The organism is Pseudomonas sp. NPDC090755 (genome assembly GCF_044769005.1).
Lineage (GTDB): Bacteria > Pseudomonadota > Gammaproteobacteria > Pseudomonadales > Pseudomonadaceae > Aquipseudomonas.
Map to the genome: position 1 here is coordinate 179,737 of NZ_JBIVXC010000006.1, position 17,005 is coordinate 196,741.

Annotated in this window: 19 protein-coding genes; 9 read left to right on the forward strand and 10 right to left on the reverse strand. The window is 63.0% G+C overall.

Annotated elements, in window-relative coordinates; all coding sequences use genetic code 11:
- Positions 1-3 precede the first annotated feature (3 nt).
- Both ACIQUS_RS12075 and ACIQUS_RS12080 read left to right on the forward strand, forming a co-directional pair.
- Entirely contained in the window at positions 4-561 is a 558-nt protein-coding gene (locus ACIQUS_RS12075; protein ID WP_403047209.1) for a MarR family winged helix-turn-helix transcriptional regulator, read from the forward strand.
- Positions 562-567: 6 nt separating this feature from the next.
- Positions 568-1,254, forward strand: a complete 687-nt coding sequence (locus ACIQUS_RS12080) for an MOSC domain-containing protein (protein WP_403047212.1) — start codon at positions 568-570, stop codon at positions 1,252-1,254.
- A gap of 60 nt (positions 1,255-1,314) precedes the next feature.
- On the opposite strand, the gene ACIQUS_RS12085 is transcribed toward ACIQUS_RS12080, so the two are convergent.
- Both ACIQUS_RS12085 and ACIQUS_RS12090 read right to left on the reverse strand, forming a co-directional pair.
- Complete coding sequence (locus ACIQUS_RS12085; protein WP_403047214.1) at positions 1,315-2,130, reverse strand: gamma-glutamyl-gamma-aminobutyrate hydrolase family protein; 816 nt, start codon at positions 2,128-2,130, stop codon at positions 1,315-1,317.
- A 284-nt stretch (positions 2,131-2,414) separates the two neighbouring features.
- The gene (locus ACIQUS_RS12090) at positions 2,415-4,031 is read right to left on the reverse strand and encodes a glucan 1,4-alpha-maltotetraohydrolase domain-containing protein (RefSeq protein WP_403047217.1); all 1,617 of its coding nucleotides are present in this window, start codon (positions 4,029-4,031) and stop codon (positions 2,415-2,417) included.
- A 250-nt stretch (positions 4,032-4,281) separates the two neighbouring features.
- Between ACIQUS_RS12090 and ACIQUS_RS12095 the strand changes: the two genes are divergently transcribed.
- Positions 4,282-4,572, forward strand: coding sequence for a hypothetical protein (locus ACIQUS_RS12095; RefSeq protein ID WP_403047220.1), 291 nt, complete (start codon positions 4,282-4,284; stop codon positions 4,570-4,572).
- Positions 4,573-4,650: 78 nt separating this feature from the next.
- On the opposite strand, the gene ACIQUS_RS12100 is transcribed toward ACIQUS_RS12095, so the two are convergent.
- From ACIQUS_RS12100 to ACIQUS_RS12125, 6 genes are all read right to left on the reverse strand, one after another.
- Positions 4,651-5,439, reverse strand: a complete 789-nt coding sequence (locus tag ACIQUS_RS12100) for an amino acid ABC transporter ATP-binding protein (RefSeq protein WP_403047222.1) — start codon at positions 5,437-5,439, stop codon at positions 4,651-4,653.
- 18 nt (positions 5,440-5,457) lie between these two features.
- Positions 5,458-6,699, reverse strand: coding sequence for an NAD(P)/FAD-dependent oxidoreductase (locus ACIQUS_RS12105; protein WP_403047225.1), 1,242 nt, complete (start codon positions 6,697-6,699; stop codon positions 5,458-5,460).
- A gap of 26 nt (positions 6,700-6,725) precedes the next feature.
- Complete coding sequence (locus ACIQUS_RS12110; RefSeq protein ID WP_403047230.1) at positions 6,726-7,436, reverse strand: ABC transporter permease; 711 nt, start codon at positions 7,434-7,436, stop codon at positions 6,726-6,728.
- Positions 7,433-8,152 carry an ABC transporter permease gene (locus tag ACIQUS_RS12115; RefSeq protein ID WP_285862978.1) on the reverse strand — a complete coding sequence of 240 codons (720 nt, stop codon included), beginning with the start codon at positions 8,150-8,152 and terminating at the stop codon, positions 7,433-7,435. The genes ACIQUS_RS12110 and ACIQUS_RS12115 overlap by 4 nt, the downstream gene beginning before the upstream one ends.
- Before the next feature lie 103 nt (positions 8,153-8,255).
- A complete protein-coding gene (locus ACIQUS_RS12120; RefSeq protein WP_403047233.1) occupies positions 8,256-9,014 on the reverse strand; it encodes a transporter substrate-binding domain-containing protein in 759 nt (252 codons plus the stop codon).
- A gap of 31 nt (positions 9,015-9,045) precedes the next feature.
- On the reverse strand, positions 9,046-9,915 hold the full coding sequence (locus ACIQUS_RS12125) for a MurR/RpiR family transcriptional regulator (RefSeq protein ID WP_403047235.1): 870 nt from the start codon (positions 9,913-9,915) through the stop codon (positions 9,046-9,048).
- A 151-nt stretch (positions 9,916-10,066) separates the two neighbouring features.
- On the opposite strand from ACIQUS_RS12125, the gene ACIQUS_RS12130 reads away from it, so the two are divergent.
- The gene (locus ACIQUS_RS12130) at positions 10,067-11,095 is read left to right on the forward strand and encodes an Ldh family oxidoreductase (protein WP_403047238.1); all 1,029 of its coding nucleotides are present in this window, start codon (positions 10,067-10,069) and stop codon (positions 11,093-11,095) included.
- Between the two features lie 45 nt (positions 11,096-11,140).
- Here ACIQUS_RS12130 and ACIQUS_RS12135 read toward each other — a convergent pair whose 3' ends face one another.
- Both ACIQUS_RS12135 and ACIQUS_RS12140 read right to left on the reverse strand, forming a co-directional pair.
- On the reverse strand, positions 11,141-11,626 hold the full coding sequence (locus tag ACIQUS_RS12135) for a hypothetical protein (RefSeq protein ID WP_403047241.1): 486 nt from the start codon (positions 11,624-11,626) through the stop codon (positions 11,141-11,143).
- A gap of 62 nt (positions 11,627-11,688) precedes the next feature.
- Positions 11,689-12,750 carry a hypothetical protein gene (locus tag ACIQUS_RS12140; RefSeq protein ID WP_403047243.1) on the reverse strand — a complete coding sequence of 354 codons (1,062 nt, stop codon included), beginning with the start codon at positions 12,748-12,750 and terminating at the stop codon, positions 11,689-11,691.
- 254 nt (positions 12,751-13,004) lie between these two features.
- Here ACIQUS_RS12140 and ACIQUS_RS12145 point away from each other — a divergent pair, with 254 nt between their 5' ends.
- The 5 genes from ACIQUS_RS12145 to tpx all read left to right on the forward strand — a co-directional run bounded on the left by ACIQUS_RS12145 (position 13,005) and on the right by tpx (position 16,889).
- Positions 13,005-13,268: a response regulator transcription factor gene (locus ACIQUS_RS12145; RefSeq protein ID WP_403047246.1), complete on the forward strand. Its 264-nt coding sequence runs from the start codon at positions 13,005-13,007 to the stop codon at positions 13,266-13,268.
- Positions 13,220-13,447 carry a response regulator transcription factor gene (locus tag ACIQUS_RS12150; protein WP_403047249.1) on the forward strand — a complete coding sequence of 76 codons (228 nt, stop codon included), beginning with the start codon at positions 13,220-13,222 and terminating at the stop codon, positions 13,445-13,447. Before ACIQUS_RS12145 ends, ACIQUS_RS12150 begins: the two co-directional genes overlap by 49 nt.
- Positions 13,448-13,537: 90 nt before the next feature.
- The gene (locus ACIQUS_RS12155; RefSeq protein WP_403047251.1) at positions 13,538-14,731 is read left to right on the forward strand and encodes an aromatic amino acid transaminase; all 1,194 of its coding nucleotides are present in this window, start codon (positions 13,538-13,540) and stop codon (positions 14,729-14,731) included.
- Positions 14,732-14,947: 216 nt separating this feature from the next.
- Positions 14,948-16,225, forward strand: coding sequence for a serine/threonine transporter (locus ACIQUS_RS12160; RefSeq protein WP_403047254.1), 1,278 nt, complete (start codon positions 14,948-14,950; stop codon positions 16,223-16,225).
- Between the two features lie 163 nt (positions 16,226-16,388).
- Positions 16,389-16,889 (forward strand): thiol peroxidase, encoded by a 501-nt coding sequence (gene tpx / locus ACIQUS_RS12165; protein WP_403047256.1) that lies wholly within the window; start codon positions 16,389-16,391, stop codon positions 16,887-16,889.
- The last annotated feature ends 116 nt before the right edge of the window (positions 16,890-17,005 follow it).

Below are 17,005 nucleotides of genomic sequence, written 5' to 3' on the forward strand. Positions count from 1 at the left end.
GCCGTGCTATTCGACCTGTTGGAAAGGCTGTCGAGCCTGACCCGTGTCTGGTTTCGCCAGCACCCGCTGCTGGCCGACCTGCAGCCGATCCAGCTCAGCGCCTTGCTCTACCTGTCGCGCTGCAACCGTTACTCCAATACGCCCCTCGCGGTCACCGAGTACCTGGGGCTGACCAAGGGTACGGTGTCGCAATCGCTCAAGGCCCTCGAGGCCAAGGGCCTGATCGTCAAGACCCAGGACCAGGCCGACAAACGCAGCGTGCACTTGAACCTGACCGAGCCCGCGCGCGCGCTGCTTGGCGCGGTCATGCCGCCGCAATTCCTCGCCACCGCCAGCGCACGCATGGGTGAGCGTGCCGCTGACCTGGAGGCGCTGCTGGCTGACCTGCTGCGCACCATCCAGCAGCACGAGGATGTGCCGGGCTTCGGCTTGTGCAAGACCTGCCGCTTTCACCGCAGGACCGCCACCGGTGGTTTTTGCGAACTGACCCAGGAGCCGCTGGCCCCAGCCGAGCGTGAACTGATCTGCCGCGAGCACCAACTCGCCGAACTGACGGAGTGAGTGCTGATGAAGCTTGAGACCATCCTGACCGGCAAGGCCGTGCCCTACACCCGCCCAGGTTCCTGCAGTGCCATCGCCAAGCTGCCCCGCAGTGGCGCGCTGGCCGTGACCGAACTGGGCCTGGCCGGTGACGAGCAGGGTGACCTGCGGGTGCATGGCGGTAAGGACAAGGCGATCCATCATTACCCCCGTGAGCACTATGCGCAGTGGCGTGCCGAGCTGGGCGAGCATCCGCTGTTGCAGGCGCCAGGGGCCTTTGGCGAGAACTTCAGCAGCCATGGCCTGACCGAGGCCGAGGTCTGCCTGGGCGACCGCTTTCGTGCGGGCACGGCATTGCTGGAGGTGTCCCAGGGGCGTCAGCCGTGTTGGAAGCTCAATGATCGTTTTGCCGTGAAGGATATGTCGCTGCGGGTCCAGCAAAGTGGTCGTACCGGCTGGTATTACCGGGTGCTGGAAGAGGGGGTTGTGGCGGCGGGGTCGGCTTTCGAGCTGATTGCGCGGCCCTGGCCGCAGTGGTCGGTGGCGCGCTTGTCGGCGGTGTTGTTCGACCGGCAGGTCAATGCCGAGGTGATTCGCCAGTGTCTTGAGTTGCCGCTGGCGCCATCCTGGCGCAGGACACTGGAGCGTCGCCTGGAAAAGGCCGAGGTGGAGGATTGGGCGCCGCGGTTGCAAGGGCCCGCGACAAGCGTTTAAACGCATCGCGGGGCAAGCCCGCTCCTACGCCCGGTAGGAGCGGGCTTGCCCCGCGATTCATTACGCCGCCGAACTAAAGGTCTTTACACCCTGGGCCTTCGCTACCTGCTTGCGGCAGGCCTCACCGAAGGCTTCGAACATTTTCACCGAGTCCGGGTTCTTCGCTGCTTGCCACTCCGGATGCCATTGCACGGCAAACAGGAACGGCGACAGGCTGGGTGCGTGGATCGCTTCAACCAGGCCGTCTTCGGCCCAGGCCAGTGGCTCGATGCCCTTGCCCAGCTTGTTCAAGCCCTGGCCGTGCAGCGAGTTGACGCGGATCTCGTCGCTCTTGAGCAACGTGTGCAGCCAGCTGCCTTGCTCCAGACGCACGCCGTGGACGGCGCTGTACTGGACGTCTACCGGATCCTCGGGGTTTTCCCGGTGATCGTTGAAGCCAGGCTCGGCGTAGACCTTCTGGTGGATGTCACCGCCCAGGGCCACGTTGATTTCCTGCATGCCGCGGCAGATGCCGAAGATCGGCAGGCCACGGGCGAGGGCAGCTTTGACCAGGGGCATGTCGAACAGGTCGCGATCGCGGTCCTGGCCCTTGCCCGGGGTCTGGTTTTCCTGGCCGTACAGGGCCGGGTCGATGTTGCTGCCGGCACCGGTCAGGTACACGCCATCGGCCATGTCCAGGTAGGTTTCCAGGTCTTCGATGCCGCAGCAGGTCGGTACTAGCACCGGTACGCAACCAGCATGTTCAACCAGCGGCACGATGTATTTGTGGGTCATGACCTGATAATCGTGACCTTTGCGCTCCTGGGCGCCCATGGTCATCAGGACGACGGGTTTGCGAAGTGTTTGTTTCTTATTGCCAATGTTGCTGTTGGGCATATGTCACCTTGGGACAGGCGCGGCCTGTCATTATTGTGCAGGTGCGCAACTTGAACCCTGCGCTACCTGAGGTTTCGAGCACTGCCGGAACGCCGCTTGGGGCCAGTATTTCCGGTCGAAACCTGTATTAAGCTTGCCAGAGCCGTTTAATATGTCAAACGACTTCAGATTGCGCGGGCGAAGCTTGTCATTGCTTGAATGCAATGATCGGGCTGCAGGCAAAAGAGACTGCAGAGGTTGGGGGGGAGCAAGGGTCAATAATAATTAACGGCTTACGGGGCTGTTCAAAACCGGCCGGAGGTGGCCGCTCCCGCAGTCGGCATCGCCGTGTTGTTGGCGCCGGGCTGCCACTTGAGTGGTGGACTTTGCGCGTCGCTTTCCCGGCGTACGATGCATTTCCATTGCAGCTCCGGCTGTGCAGGCACCCTGATCATGCCCTTCCACAGCGGGTACTCGCTGGTGTCGTCCAGGCGCACGGCGTGGGCCGGGTTCCATTCGCCCAGTTCCGCCCCGGTGCCGACGGCATAGACACTTTCACCCGGTTGGGTGTGGCCCTCGTAGCAACTGAACAGCACGGGCACAGAGGGCTGCACCTCTGCGCTGCGCCACAGCCTGATCCGACCGTTATCGTGGGTCAGTGCCTGGGTGAACTGTGCCGGGGCGGACTGCAGGTCGGCGTCCAGGGCCATGAGCACTGTGCCCTGGGTGCCGGTGGTCCTGGCGACCAGCCCACTGTAGTTGTCGAGGAACTCGATCGGCGAGTCGGCCTTGATGCCTGCCTCGCGACGTAACCCGATCAATTGGCGAATCAGGTCGCCCCGAGACCAGACGTACATGTCCGGCCAATACACGGTGGGGGTTCCCGGGCTTGAGAGGATGTAGGCATAAGCCAGGTTGCGTTGTTCCTCAGGCAAGGCCCAGTGGTGTTGCCCGTTATTGGCGCCGGGCGAATAGCCGGTGTCATGGTTGTCGACGAAGGTCACCGCCACCTCGCGCCAGCGCGGTTCGGGGTTGCCATTGAGGCCATGGCGCCACTGGCGGATGTCGCCGCTTTGCATGCGGTTTTTCAAGGCGAAGTCGAACACGCTGCAGTTGGCGCGGCTGGACCAATCCTTGAGTGCATCCTGCCAGTCCTTGTCGTGGCGCCAATCGGTGGGCGGGTATTCGTTGGGGGCCTTCCAGAGCTCGCCGACACAGAAATCAAGGCCGGGGATTCCTTGCATCCAGCTGTCGACGCGTTCGGCGGCATAGCCTTTGACGAAATCGAAACGCAGCCCGTCGGCGCCATAGTGGTCGCGCAGGTTCTCGAACTCCTGGCGAAACAGGCCGTAGACCACCGGGTTGGCGGTGTTGAGGTCGGCATCGCCCTGCATGAAGCCTTCGCCGTCGTCGCAGGCCGGGCAGTCGTTGCGCCAGAACTGGCCGTTGTTTTTGCGCAGATCGGTTTTCAGATCGGGCGATGTGCCGGCACTATGGTTGGGCACCACGTCGTAGATCACCTTGACGCCCGCCTGGTGCAATGCCTTTACCGCCAGCTTGAGTTGTTCGTCATTGCCGTAGCGGCTGTTTTTGTCGAAGTCACGCCAGAAGTAACCTTCACCGCCGCCGGATACGCCGTTCGGATCCCCCCAGTGGGATTCGTCGCGCCAGGGGGGTGGCATCCAGACTGCGGTAAAACCGTCTGCACCGATCTGCTTGGCCGCCTTTTCAAGGCTTGAATACCAGGTGCCGGACCGGCTCGAATTCCAGTGAAATCCTTGCAGCAGGATCTCGTCGCCGCCGTCATAACGCACGCCTTGAGGGCTGGCACTGCGATTGTCCTGTGCCTGGGACCAGTCCAGCGGAGCGAGTAGTGCTGGAAGTAATGCAATCAAGTGCCACGGGCCGACGCGAGTGTTCATGGAGCGGTCCTCGAAACAGGTGTGACTGTGTGCATGCTAAGAGGCGGGGGCAGGGGCGTAACCTGGCATTTTTACCAGGTGCGGATCGAGCGCTGGCTTTGGCGCACTGGCCCTGCGCTACCTATACTGTGTCCTTCGGCAACAGCCCGCTGTCGTTGACCGGGTCGAGACGCCTCTGATCCTGTGGTCGTGCCTTTAGTAGTCGGTGGATGCGAGTCGTCATCTCTCAACGCTACATGGGGTTCACGTCATGGATATCGTCAGTCTGGTGGTTCAGATCATTGCCGGTGTGGTGGGTGGCAACGCCGTCGGCATGAGCAAGCAAGGCATGGGGGCGGGGCTCAACTCGATCGTCGGGGGCATCGGCGGGGTGGTGCTGGGGCAGATCGTCGCGGCGATTACCGGTGAGCCGGGTGCTGCGGCGGCGGGCGGGGCAGTGGACCTGCCGTCGCTGATCAGCAGCGCTGTCGGCGGCGGTGCCGGTGGTGCGGTGCTGACCTTTATCGTGGGTTTGATCAAGTCGAAGATGCATCCGCAGTAAGCCCGATCGCGGGGCAAGCCCGCTCCCACTGAGAGATGGTCTGTGGGAGCGGGCTTGCCCCGCGATCAGGTCTACCCGTCAGTGCAGGATTTGTGCGAGGAACCCCTGCGCCCGCGCACTCTGCGGATTGTTGAAAAACGCTTCGGGGCTGGCGTCTTCGATGATCTGCCCGCCATCGAGAAACAACACGCGTTCGGCCACCTGGCGGGCGAAGCCCATTTCGTGGGTAACGCACAGCATGGTCATGCCGGTGTCGGCCAGTTTCACCAGCACGTCCAGCACTTCGGCCACCATTTCAGGGTCCAGCGCCGAGGTCGGTTCGTCGAACAGCATGATCTTGGGCTTCATGCACAGCGCCCGGGCAATGGCCACCCGCTGCTGCTGGCCACCGGAGAGCTGGCTGGGGTATTTGCCGGCCTGGCTTTCGATGCCCACCTTGTTCAGGTAGAAACGCGCACGCTCCTCGGCCTCCTTGCGCGACAGGCCGCGCACGGTCATGGGCGCCAGGGTGCAGTTGTCCAGCACGCTCATGTGCGGGAACAGGTTGAAGTGCTGGAACACCATGCCGATTTCACTGCGGACCTCGGCGGCCTGGCGGGTGGTCAGGGCCAGGTCCGTGTCGTGGACACGGATGGTGCCGCCTTCGGCGATTTCCAGGCGGTTGATGCAGCGGATCAGGGTCGACTTGCCCGAGCCGGAGGGGCCGCACAGGACGATGCGCTCGCCCTCGCGCACGTTCAGGTTGATGTCGCGCAGCACATGGAAGGCACCGTAGTGCTTGTTCAGGCCTTCGATGGTCACCACGACCTTGCGCAGGTCGGAGTGCGGGACAGGGGTGGAGGCTGCAAGGCTCAGTGAAGCGGTCATGTTGTTATTCTCCCGCGATCAATTGAAGCGTGCCGCGCTGTAGGGCGCAGGGTCGGTAAAGGTGTCGGCGCCGGTCATCATTTCCGCCAGCAGGCGGCCGCTGACCGGGCCCAGGGTCAGGCCGTGGTGGGCGTGACCGAAGTTGAACCACAGGCCCTTGTGGCGCGCCGCCGGGCCGATCACCGGACGCATGTCCGGCAGGCAGGGGCGGCGGCCCAGCCAGGGCTTGGGGTCGAGGCGCTTGCCCAGCGGGAAGATCGTGCGGGCGAGCACTTCACAGCGCTGGAGCTGGATCTCGTTGATGGCATCGCTGCTGGCGGCAAACTCGATGCCGGTGGTCAGGCGGATGCCCTGAGCCATGGGCGCCAGGACATAACCGCCCTGGGCGTCACAGATCGAATGCTTGAGCTCGGCGCCATCGCGGCCCTGGTAATGCATGTGATAGCCGCGTTTGATTTCCAGCGGGATCGTGTACCCCAGCGGCCTGAACAGATCGCCCGACTGCGGGCCGAGGGCGACTACCACGTCTGGAGCGGTGATCGGTCCCTGGCGGCTGTCGACCTGCCAGTCGCTGCCGACCTGGCGCAGGGTGCGTGCATCGCCATGGATGAACTGGCCGCCGCGTTTGACGAACAACGCCGCATAGCCACGGGTCAGGCCGCCGGGGTTGGTGACGGTCTTGGGGTCGAGCCAGTGGATGCCGCCGACCACGTTTTCGGTCAGGTCCTGTTCGCGCTCACGCAACTGCCGGCGATCGAGGATCTCGTAGCTCAGGCCGAACGACTTCAGGGCATGGGCATCGGCCTGGGCCTTGTTGAATGCGGCGTCGTTATGAAACACCTCGATCCAGCCATGGGCCTTGACCAGGTCGGCCAGGCCGGCCGCCTTGATAAGGGCATCGTGTTCTTCCACGCAGCGCTGTACCAGCGGCAGCATGGCCCTGGTGGCCACAGCCAGGCCCGCGGCGGAGGAGTTCTGCCAGTACTTGAACAGCCAGGGGGCGATCTTTGGCAGGTGCATCGGGCTGTAGCGCACGTCGGATTGGCGGTTCAGGCCATAGCGCAACAGGCTCGACAGCTCCCGCGGGAAGGCATAGGGAATGACGCTCGAGCGTTCGATCAGCCCGGCGTTGCCGTGGCTGGTGCCGCTGCCCGGCTCCTCGCGGTCGATGAGGATCACCTTGCGGCCGCGGGCCTGCAGGTGCAGCGCCGTGCTGACGCCGACGATGCCGGCGCCCAGAACGATGGTTTGACAGTGCATTGGAACGGTCCTCACAAATCAGGCAATCAGCGCAGGTGGCGGCCCAGTCGGGCTTCGATGTGTTTGAGGCTGCGCCGCACGATCTCGACGATCAGCAGGTAGAGCACGGCGGCCCACAGGTAGATCTGGAAGTCGAAGCTGCGCGAGAAGGCAAGCTTGGTCACCCCCATCAGGTCGTAGATGGTCACCAGCGAGGCAATGGCGCTGGCCTTGATCATCAGGATCAGTTCATTGCCCAGCGGGCCGATGGCGACGATCAGCGACTGCGGCAGGATGATCTTGAAGAAGGTGGTCGAGCGCTTGAGGCTCAGCGCCTTGGCCGCTTCGTACTGTCCGGGGGCGACGGCCAGCAGGGCGCCACGGAAGATCTCGGCCTGGTAGGCGGCGGTGTTGAGCACGAAGGCCAGCAGGGTGCAGTACCAGGCTTCGCGGAAGAACCACCACAATCCGACGTCCTGCCAGAAACCCTTGAGCGAGCCCAGGCCGTAGTACAGCAGAAACAGCTGGGCCAGCAGCGGCGAGCCACGGAAGAAGTAGATGTAGCCGGCGCTCAGGCGTTGCAGCAGCAGGTTGTTGGACAGGCGTGCCAGGGCCAGGAGCATGCCCAGCAGCGCGCCGAGGGTGAAGGATATGGCGACCAGTTTGGCGGTGACCAGCAAACCGTCGATAAAGCGTGGACCGTAGCGTTCCAGCAGGTCGGGGTCGAGAACGAAGGCCAGCAGTTGATCGAAACTCATGTCCGGGCACTCCGCAGGTGACGGCTGAAATACTGCTCGATGAACACGAACACCCGACCCGACAGCGCCGAGAACAGCAGGTAGCCCAGGCATGCCACGCCGTAGAAGAACATCGGCTCCTTGGTCACGCTGACTGCAAGGTTGGTCTGGCGCATCAGGTCGACCAGGGAAATGGTCGAGACCAGCGAGGTGTCCTTGAGCAGCGACAGCCAGTTGTTCGACAGCCCCGGCATGGCGATGCGCACCAGTTGCGGGAAGATCACCTTGCGAAAGGTCGTGGCCTTGCTCAGGCCCAGGGCCTGGGAGGCTTCATACTGGCCTTTGGCGACGGTCTTGAAGGCGCCCAGCCAGATTTCGCTGGAAAAGGCGGCGAACACCAGGCTGAAGGCGATCATCGCAGCGAGGAAGGTGTTGATCATCACCTCGCCCTCATAGCCCATGGCCAGGAGGATTTTCTGCGCGGCGATCTGGCAGCCGTAGTAGATGATCAGTAGCGTGAGCAGCTCGGGCAGGCCGCGGAACACGGTGGAAAATACCGTGGCCACGGCGCGGGGAAAGCGCTTGGGCGAGCGGGCCATCAGGGCCACGCCCAGGCCCAGGGGCAGGCCGATGGGCAGGCAGGCCAGGGCCAGGGAAATGGTCACCAGGGCGCCGGCCAGCAGGGCCTGGCCCCAGCCGCCGCTGGCGAAAGATAACAGGGACAGTTGTTCGAGCATGGGCGAACCCTCTCGGTTCAAGAGTGTGTGGTGCTGGGGAGGGTTTCATCGCGGGGCAAGCCCGCTCCCACAGAGGGTGGGAGCGGGCTTGCCCCGCGATCGGTCACTGATAGATATCGAAGTCGAAGTAACGACTGGCGATCTTCTGGTAGGTGCCGTTGGCGACGATGTCGTCCAGGGCCTTGTTCAGGCGCTCGCGCAGGGCCTGGTCGTCCTTGCGTACGGCGATCGCGGCGTCGGCCTTGGTGCCGTTGACGTCGCCGAGGATCTTGCAGCAGTCCTTGCCGGCCTTGCCCAGCCACTCATGCAGCGGGAACTTGTCGGCGATCACGCCGTCCAGGCGCCCGGCAGCAAGGTCCGCGTTGGCTTCATCGAGGGTCGGGTAGAGTTTGACGTCGGCACCGGCCTTGCCGTACACGTCTTCGGCGTAGATCGCCTGGGTCGAGGAGGACTGCGCACCGACCGTGTAGCCCTTGAAGCTGGTCTGGGCGTCGGTGATCTCGCTGTCCTTGGCCACGGCGACCGACAGTGGGGTCTTGTAGTAGTGATTGGTGAAGGCGATCTTCTTGCGTCGCTCCTCGGTGTCGATCATCGACGCCACCACCGCGTCGTATTTCTTGGCCATCAGCGCCGGGATGATGCCTTCCCAGTCCTGGGCCACCAGGGTGCACTCGACCTTCATCTGCTCGCACAGGGCCTTGGTGATATCGATATCGAAGCCGTGCAGTTGGTTATCCGAGTCCACATAGTTGAAGGGTGGGTAAGCGCCTTCGGTGGCGAACCTCAGGGTTTCGGCCTGGGCCATGGTTGCGCTGGCGAGCAGCAGGGCGCACGCGCCTGCAAAGCGGATAACGGGTTTCATGTCACACCTCGATCTGTTGTTTGCACTCTTGCTATTGTTTGCTCGTTGACGTGTAGCCAACGAATTCATTGTGTAGAGCGGCAGTTGCTTCCAAGCGTTTTTCAACATCCGGTCCTAGCTTCTTGCAGACCTCGTTGACCATCAGGTGCGCCCACGACAGCATCGTCGCGGTCGACTCCCAGAACAGATTGAACTCGGTGGGGATGCGAAATACCTCATCGGCGTTGGCATCGGCCCAGTCACAGAAGGTGTCGGTAACCAGTGTTACCGGGATGCCCGTTTCCCGTGCCTTGCGACACAAGGTCAGGGCGTGGCGTGAGTAGCGGCGCGCCTCGAACACCACCAGGGCGCACTCGGTGGGCTCGGCCAGCAACACTTCGCCGAAGTGCCCGGCGCTGCCGTCGACCACCTGCACGCCGTCGCGCAGGTACTGCAGCAGGTGGGCCATGCACTGGGCGATGCCGCGCTCGGTCTGAAAGCCGGCGACGAACACCCGGCGCCGCTGCGCCAGGCGCTGGCTGACCGCTTCCCAGGCCGGGGTGCGGCTGTATTCGTAGACCCGCACCAGCGCCCCGACTTCCTGTTCGAGGCTGCGGGCGATGCCGGCGGCATCCTTGCCCTGCCGTTGGCGGAATTCTTGCAAACGATCACCGACCAGCCAGGGGCCATCGCCCAGGTCGTCCTTGAGATCGTGCTTGAGCGCCTTGAGGTGCTCATAGCCCAGCGCACGGCAGAAGCGCCCGACACTCGATTCGCTGACGCCGATCTTGGCCGCGAGGCTGGCCGAGGTTTCGAAGGGCAGGTCGGTGAGGTGGGCGAGCATGTAGCTGGCGATCTTGCGACCCGAAGCCGCCGCATTGTGCAGGCTGTTTTCCAGGCGTTGCTTGATCGGTTGGCTCACGGGCGATTCTCGAAGGCGATTACACTTGGAAACAGAAAATGAATGTTTTCTGTCATCAAGTCAATATTTGACAGTTTGCTGTCACTGCGCGAGAGTTCCAGGCCTTGCCCTGCGCTGTAAGCCCATACCAAATCCAATAAGGGAGCTTCAGATGTCCGCACGTCCCGACACCGCTGTCACGCAGATTGCCTTTGCCGATTTGCAGGCCCTGCTGCACCGCATCTTCGTTCGTCATGGCTGCAGCGAAACGGTGGCCGCCAGCCTTGCCTTCAACTGCGCCAGTGCCCAGCGTGACGGTGCGCACAGCCACGGTGTGTTCCGGATTCCCGGTTACGTGTCGACCTTGGCCAGCGGCTGGGTCGATGGCCGGGCGGTGCCGGTGGTCAGCGATGTCGCCAGTGGTTATGTCAGCGTCGATGCCCAGGGTGGCTTCGCCCAGCCCGCGTTGGCGGCCGCCCGCGCTCTGCTGGTGGAGAAAGCGCGCAGTGCCGGTATCGCCGTGCTGGCGATCCACAATTCACACCATTTCGCCGCACTCTGGCCGGATGTCGAACCTTTTGCCGACGAAGGCCTGGTGGCCCTGAGCGTGGTCAACAGCATGACCTGCGTGGTGCCCCATGGCGCGCGCAAGCCACTGTTCGGCACCAACCCGATTGCCTTTGCCGCACCTTGTGCCGGCAGCGATCCGATCGTCTTCGACATGGCCACCAGCGCCATCGCCCACGGTGACGTGCAGATCGCTGCGCGCAAGGGTGAGCTGTTGCCTGAAGGCATGGGCGTGGACAGCGAAGGGCAGCCGACCCGTGAGCCGGGCAAGATCCTTGACGGCGGGGCGCTGCTGCCGTTTGGCGGGCACAAGGGCTCGGCGCTGTCGATGATGGTCGAGTTGCTGGCGGCAGCGCTGACCGGCGGGCATTTCTCCTGGGAGTTCGACTGGGCGCAGCACCCGGGCGCGAAAACCCCATGGACGGGGCAACTGATTATCGTCATTGACCCGAGCAAGGCTCAAGGCAATCGCTTTGCCGAGCGTAGCCGGCAACTGGTGGAGCAGATGCAGGCAGTGGGTTTGACCCGTATGCCCGGCGAGCGTCGCTACCGCGAGCGTGAAGCCTCGGCCCGTGACGGGGTGAGCCTGACGCCGCAGGAACTGGCGCAGTTGCAGGCCATGGCGCAGGACTGAGTGCCCAGGCCCCATCGCCAGTCGGGCTGACGATGGGGCCTGTCCTTACAGGCCTTTGGGTTTCCAGTTACTGGTATTGCTGTGTCCATCCTTCAGCGGGTGGCGGTAATGGTTGCAAAAACCCTCGGGGTTGGTGGACGCGCCAAAGCCCGCCGCGTTCTGCACCACTTCGTAGCTGTTGGTACCCGTCCAGGTCACAATCCAGGGGATACGCACTCCACAGTCGAAGTCGCGCTTGCCAGGGCGCAATGGGTTGAGCGATGTGCAGAACTGTTGCAGCGTCGCCAGGTCCATGAACATCACGGTATTGGGGTACTGGTGACCGAACTCTTCAACCCTGGCCTGGAGGGTGATACCCGCGCGGTGTGTCACCGCTTCGCGCGTGTTGTCGATTGTCTCGTTGAGGATGCGCATCGCCTCTGCAGGCACTTCAAGATCGCGTTGTATCAGTTGGTTGTAGAGATCGTCAGGTCGGCGCTGGCCAAGGATCCGGACGTGTTTGACCAGAAAATCGGATGTGCAGTTACACATGGTGGTTTCCTCGCGGCAGCCCTTGCGGGCTGCGCAGTGCAGGCTGATTGAACGGGCGCGTGTCAGTGCTCCAGATCCTTGGCCGACGTCTTGCCCGGCCACACGCCGGTCATCTGGATTTCCCGGCTCCCGGTCAACCACTGGCCCAGCGGGCTGGGCCAGCTGAAGCTGTAGTTATCGCTGTTCATCATGCCTTTGAAGGTCACTTGGGCAGTGATGTTGGTGGCGTTGAGCGGAATGTTGCCCACGGTTTTCGACAGGCCGCCACTTAGGCTGAACGACTGGTGCTGCTTTCCTGACGGCGTGTCGTAGTCCAGGGTAATGGCGGTGATGTAGGTGCAACCGGGTTTGTTGTTGAACAGAATCTCCAGTCCACCCAGGCGGTTGATCCAGTTGGGGATCAGCAGCTCGCCGTCGAATGACGCGAAGGTGTAGGCGATCGGAATCGACTGAGTGGCCAGTGTGCCGGCCTTGTCGGGCCACAAGTGCTGGTCGACGCTCTTGGTCTGATTGGTCGAAACGTAAGAGCCCTTGGCGTCGGCACTGGCCAGCAGGTCTTGCACACCGCCCACGGAACCTGTGATGGAGAACGACGAGCTGTTGTCCTGCGAGCCGACGTTCAGGCCGCTGGTGGCGTAGATCACACTGGTGACCACGCCAAAGCCCTGGGCGATACCGTTGCTGGACGCCATGCTGACCCGGTTGGCCTGGTCTTTGAGCCATTGCAGGGTCTGCGGTTGGGTCAGCACCGTGAGGTCGGCCAGGTAGTCCTCAGAGGCGATACCAAACTCCGAGGCGATGGAGCCGGTGGAGGCAAAATCCCACTTTACCTCGGTGCCGGCGGTGATCTTGGTGCCGGTTTCCGGATCGGTCGCTGAACCGTCCAATGCCACGCTGCTCTGGCTGCGTTTCACATTGCTCGACGACAACTTCCATTGGTTGGGGGCATTACGGGTGCTGACGGTCAGCCCGGGGGCTTGTTCCTGCACCAGCGTGAAGTCACCACTGTCGGGAGAAACAAAGCCGACACAGCCGACCTTGAGTTTCTGGTCGAGGGTCCAGTTGCCCCAGTACGCGGCACGGCCATTGCGGATCAGGTCGGTAAACGAGCGGTTCCAGTTCATGATGCGCATTCCTTTTCCGTTGAGTGTTCGAGTGGGCCGAACAGCGACTCGCAGCGACATTCCCTGCCGCCGACCACCGGGTTGAATAACGTCGGCAGCTGAATCGTCCGTCTGTCACCGATCCTGGAACATTCGGCAAATGCGGTATGCAACGGGGTTTTTGGCGCCACTTGACAGGGGTAGGGCAGCTCCTAGGCTTGCTTTTCAAGTGCGGGCAGACCTCGGTGCAGTTGCGAACGGTTCAGGGAGCGAACATGCGATTGAGTGAGCGGGAAACCGTGGTGCTTTCGTTGGTTGCACGTGGATTGACTGACCGGGAAGTTGCAGAGCAACTGTCCATCGCGTTTTCGACCGCACGCAAACACCGCGAGAACCTGCTCGACAAACTCAAGGTCGGCCGCGCCAGCGCACTGGTGGCGATCCATCTGTGCCTGGGCATGGCCCAGGCCCGCAAAGGTCGGCGACGCCGTTGTCGGCACGTGAACAGCACGTGCTTGGCTGCCTGTCCCAGGGGCTGAGCGACAAGCAGGTGGCCCGTGCGCTGGGCATCAGCGACCAGACCGCGCGCACGCATCGACGCAACATGCTCGGCAAGACGGCGACGGCCAATGTCTGCGCGCTGTTGTACCTTGCCTACCGTGAAGGCTGGCTGCCCTGGCCAGTGCAAGGGGCTGGCGTGCATGAATGCATTGATTAGTTGCACCCGGGGACATGTTCCTTCGGCGCCGCTACAGGTATTCTCGCCACAGTCCTTTACGAATTGCCCAGAACCAAGGAGCTGCACGCTGTGTTCAAACATGTCGATGCCTATGCCGGCGACCCGATCCTCTCCCTGATGGAGACCTTCAAGGCTGACCCACGGGCCAACAAGGTCAACCTGAGTATCGGCCTGTACTACGATGCCGCAGGCGTGGTGCCACAGCTGGCTGCCGTTGGCGAAGCCGAGCGGCGCATGGCCGGGCAGCCTCACGAAGCCTCGCTGTACCTGCCGATGGAAGGCCTGCACAGTTACCGCCAGGCGATCCAGGCGCTGCTGTTCGGTGCCGATCATCCGGCGGTGCAGGGCGGTCGCGTGGCCACCGTACAGACCGTCGGCGGTTCCGGCGCGCTGAAGGTCGGTGCCGACTTCCTCAAGCGCTACTTCCCCGACTCGCAGGTATGGGTCAGCAATCCGACCTGGGACAACCACCGGGCGATCTTCGAAGGCGCAGGATTCAAGGTCAATACCTACCCGTACTTCGACCAGGGCTCCCGTGGCCTGGACTTCGACGGCATGCTCGCCACCCTCAAGACCCTGCCGGCCAACAGCATCGTGCTGCTGCACCCGTGCTGCCACAACCCCACCGGTGTCGACCTGAGCCAGAGCCAGTGGCAACAGGTGATCGAAGTGGTCAAGGCTCGCGAGCTGATTCCGTTCCTCGACATCGCCTACCAGGGCTTCGGCGAGGGCCTGGCCGAAGATGCCTATGCCATCCGCGAAGTGGCCCGCGCCGGCGTGCCGTGCCTGGTCAGCAACTCGTTCTCGAAGATCTTCTCGCTGTACGGCGAGCGGGTAGGGGGCCTGTCGGTGGTCTGTGACGATGCCGACACCGCGCAAAGCGTGCTCGGCCAGCTCAAGGCCACCGTGCGTCGCAACTACTCCAGCCCGCCCAGCTTCGGCGCCCAACTGGTGGCCGCGGTGCTTGGCGATGCCACGCTCAATGCCCAGTGGGCGGCGGAAGTCGAGCAGATGCGCCTGCGGATCCTGGACATGCGCCAGGGCCTGGTCGACGCCCTGGCGGTGCTGCTGCCGGGCCAGGACTTCCAGTTCTTCCTGGAACAGCGCGGCATGTTCAGCTACACGGGCCTGAGCGTTGCCCAGGTGCGTCGCCTGCGTGACGAATTCGGCGTGTACCTGATCGACAGCGGCCGGGTGTGCATGTCCGGCCTGCGCCCGGACAACCTGCAGCAGGTGGCCGAGGCGATTGCTGCGGTTCAGTAATCGTCTTTAGTCCTGTTCGCGGGGCAAGCCCGCTCCTGTAGGAGCGGGTTTGCCCCGCGATGTTTCTGGTAAAGGTGCAACCGCTCCTCGGAAGGGGCTTCTCAAGTGCAACCTTTGAGCGCACAATCGCGCCCCTCTTTTATGGCTGGGGTGCGTGAAGCGTCTGTTTCGCCACTCTCAGCGCTGTTGCAGTCTTGCGAGTGGAGTTGCACCCGGATGAATGAGCAGGCCCCGAGCGTTGAACAACGCTTTGAATCGACCCCAGCCACCCTCGGCAGCTGGTCCCGTCACGACACCACCTGGATGCTGGGCCTGTTTGGCACGGCCATCGGCGCCGGAACCCTGTTCCTGCCGATCAACGCCGGGCTCGGTGGTTTCTGGCCTTTGCTGATCCTGGCACTGCTGGCCTTCCCCATGACCTACTACGCACACCGCGGCCTGACCCGCTTCGTGCTCTCCGGTCGTGACGGCGCCGATATCACCGAAGTGGTCGAAGAGCATTTCGGCATCAAGGCCGGTGCCCTGATCACCCTGCTGTACTTCTTCGCCATCTTCCCGATCCTGCTGATCTACAGCGTGGCCCTGACCAACACCGTCGGCAGCTTCATGGAGCACCAGCTGCACATCGAGCCGCCACCGCGCGCCGTGCTGTCCTTCGTGCTGATCCTCGGCCTTCTGGCGATCGTGCGCTGCGGCGAGCAGGCCACGGTCAAGGTCATGAGCCTGCTGGTCTACCCGTTCATCGTCGCCCTGGCGTTCCTGGCGGTGTTCCTGATCCCGCACTGGAGCGGCGGCATCCTCACCACCGCCAACGAGCTGCCATCGGGTTCGGCCTTCCTCCACACCCTGTGGCTGGCGATTCCGGTGATGGTCTTCTCCTTCAACCACTCGCCGATCATCTCGGCCTTCGCCGTTGACCAGAAACGCCGCTACGGTGCCCACGCCGACGAGCGCAGCGGGCAGATCCTGGGCCGCGCCCACCTGCTGATGGTGGCCATGGTGATGTTCTTCGTGTTCAGCTGCGTGCTGACCCTGAGCCCGGCGCAACTGGCCGAAGCCAAGGCGCAGAACCTGTCGATCCTGTCGTACCTGGCCAACCACTTCAGTAACCCGACCATCGCCTTTGCCGCCCCGCTGATCGCCTTCGTGGCCATCGCCAAGTCGTTCCTGGGCCACTACATCGGTGCCAGCGAAGGCCTCAAGGGCCTGATCGTCAAGAGCGGCAAGCGTCCGGGCGCCAAGGCCCTGGACCGTATGACCGCGGCCTTCATGCTGGTGATCTGCTGGATTGTCGCCACCCTCAACCCGAGCATCCTGGGCATGATCGAGACCCTCGGTGGCCCGGTGATCGCCGCGATCCTGTTCCTGATGCCGATGTACGCCATCCGCAAGGTGCCGGCGATGCGCAAGTACAGCGGGCAGATGTCCAACGTCTTCGTGGTTGCCGTGGGCCTGGTGGCCATCTCGGCCCTGGTGTACTCGCTGCTGGGCTGATGATGTGAAGCGCTCCGGAAGCTGGATTGTCAGCTTCCGGAGACGCGCTTTGTCCACAAAAGTTGTCTGGCAATACAACAATTTATCATCTCGCCCATAGGTGCCCGGGCACTTTCATGATTAACTCTGGTCCTTAACTCACCCCCGCATAAGGACTCAGCTCATGGCTCAAGTGACTCTCAAAGGCAACCCGGTTCAGGTCAAGGGCGATCTGCCGAAAGTCGGCGCCCAGGCGCCAGCGTTCTCCCTGGTCGGTGCCGGCCTGGCTGACGTGACCCTGGCGAGCCTCGCCGGCAAGCGCAAAGTGCTGAACATCTTCCCGAGCGTCGATACCCCGACCTGCGCTACTTCCGTGCGCACCTTCAACAAAAAGGCCAGTGAACTGAACAACACCGTGGTGCTGTGCATTTCCGCCGACCTGCCGTTCGCCCAGGCGCGTTTCTGCGGCGCCGAAGGCTTGGAAAACGTCCAGAACCTGTCCACCCTGCGTGGCCGCGAGTTCATCGAGAACTACGGCGTTGCCATCGCCGACGGCCCGCTGGCCGGCCTGACCGCCCGCGCCGTGGTGGTGCTGGATGAAAACGACAAGGTGCTGCACAGCGAGCTGGTTGGCGAAATTGCCGACGAGCCGAACTATGATGCTGCCCTGGCAGTATTGAAATGATCTGATCGCGGGGCAAGTCTGCTCCCACTGTGGGAGCGGGCTCGTACCGCGATCATGCTGTTAGCAATTGTTACGGCCTGGACCTAGTCCAGGCCGTTTTCATTTACAGTTCATTG

Excerpts from the sequence above, each read along its gene's own strand:
- ACIQUS_RS12085 (WP_403047214.1), bottom strand. The coding sequence starts at position 2,130 with ATGCCCAACAGCAACATTGGCAATAAGAAACAAACACTTCGCAAACCC.
- ACIQUS_RS12090 (WP_403047217.1), bottom strand. The coding sequence starts at position 4,031 with ATGAACACTCGCGTCGGCCCGTGGCACTTGATTGCATTACTTCCAGCA.
- ACIQUS_RS12115 (WP_285862978.1), bottom strand. The coding sequence starts at position 8,152 with ATGCTCGAACAACTGTCCCTGTTATCTTTCGCCAGCGGCGGCTGGGGC.
- ACIQUS_RS12145 (WP_403047246.1), top strand. The coding sequence starts at position 13,005 with ATGCGATTGAGTGAGCGGGAAACCGTGGTGCTTTCGTTGGTTGCACGT.
- ACIQUS_RS12100 (WP_403047222.1), bottom strand. The coding sequence starts at position 5,439 with ATGACCGCTTCACTGAGCCTTGCAGCCTCCACCCCTGTCCCGCACTCC.
- tpx (WP_403047256.1), top strand. The coding sequence starts at position 16,389 with ATGGCTCAAGTGACTCTCAAAGGCAACCCGGTTCAGGTCAAGGGCGAT.
- ACIQUS_RS12120 (WP_403047233.1), bottom strand. The coding sequence starts at position 9,014 with ATGAAACCCGTTATCCGCTTTGCAGGCGCGTGCGCCCTGCTGCTCGCC.
- ACIQUS_RS12080 (WP_403047212.1), top strand. The coding sequence starts at position 568 with ATGAAGCTTGAGACCATCCTGACCGGCAAGGCCGTGCCCTACACCCGC.
- ACIQUS_RS12095 (WP_403047220.1), top strand. The coding sequence starts at position 4,282 with ATGGATATCGTCAGTCTGGTGGTTCAGATCATTGCCGGTGTGGTGGGT.
- ACIQUS_RS12140 (WP_403047243.1), bottom strand. The coding sequence starts at position 12,750 with ATGAACTGGAACCGCTCGTTTACCGACCTGATCCGCAATGGCCGTGCC.
- ACIQUS_RS12135 (WP_403047241.1), bottom strand. The coding sequence starts at position 11,626 with ATGTGTAACTGCACATCCGATTTTCTGGTCAAACACGTCCGGATCCTT.
- ACIQUS_RS12160 (WP_403047254.1), top strand. The coding sequence starts at position 14,948 with ATGAATGAGCAGGCCCCGAGCGTTGAACAACGCTTTGAATCGACCCCA.
- ACIQUS_RS12110 (WP_403047230.1), bottom strand. The coding sequence starts at position 7,436 with ATGAGTTTCGATCAACTGCTGGCCTTCGTTCTCGACCCCGACCTGCTG.
- ACIQUS_RS12130 (WP_403047238.1), top strand. The coding sequence starts at position 10,067 with ATGTCCGCACGTCCCGACACCGCTGTCACGCAGATTGCCTTTGCCGAT.
- ACIQUS_RS12105 (WP_403047225.1), bottom strand. The coding sequence starts at position 6,699 with ATGCACTGTCAAACCATCGTTCTGGGCGCCGGCATCGTCGGCGTCAGC.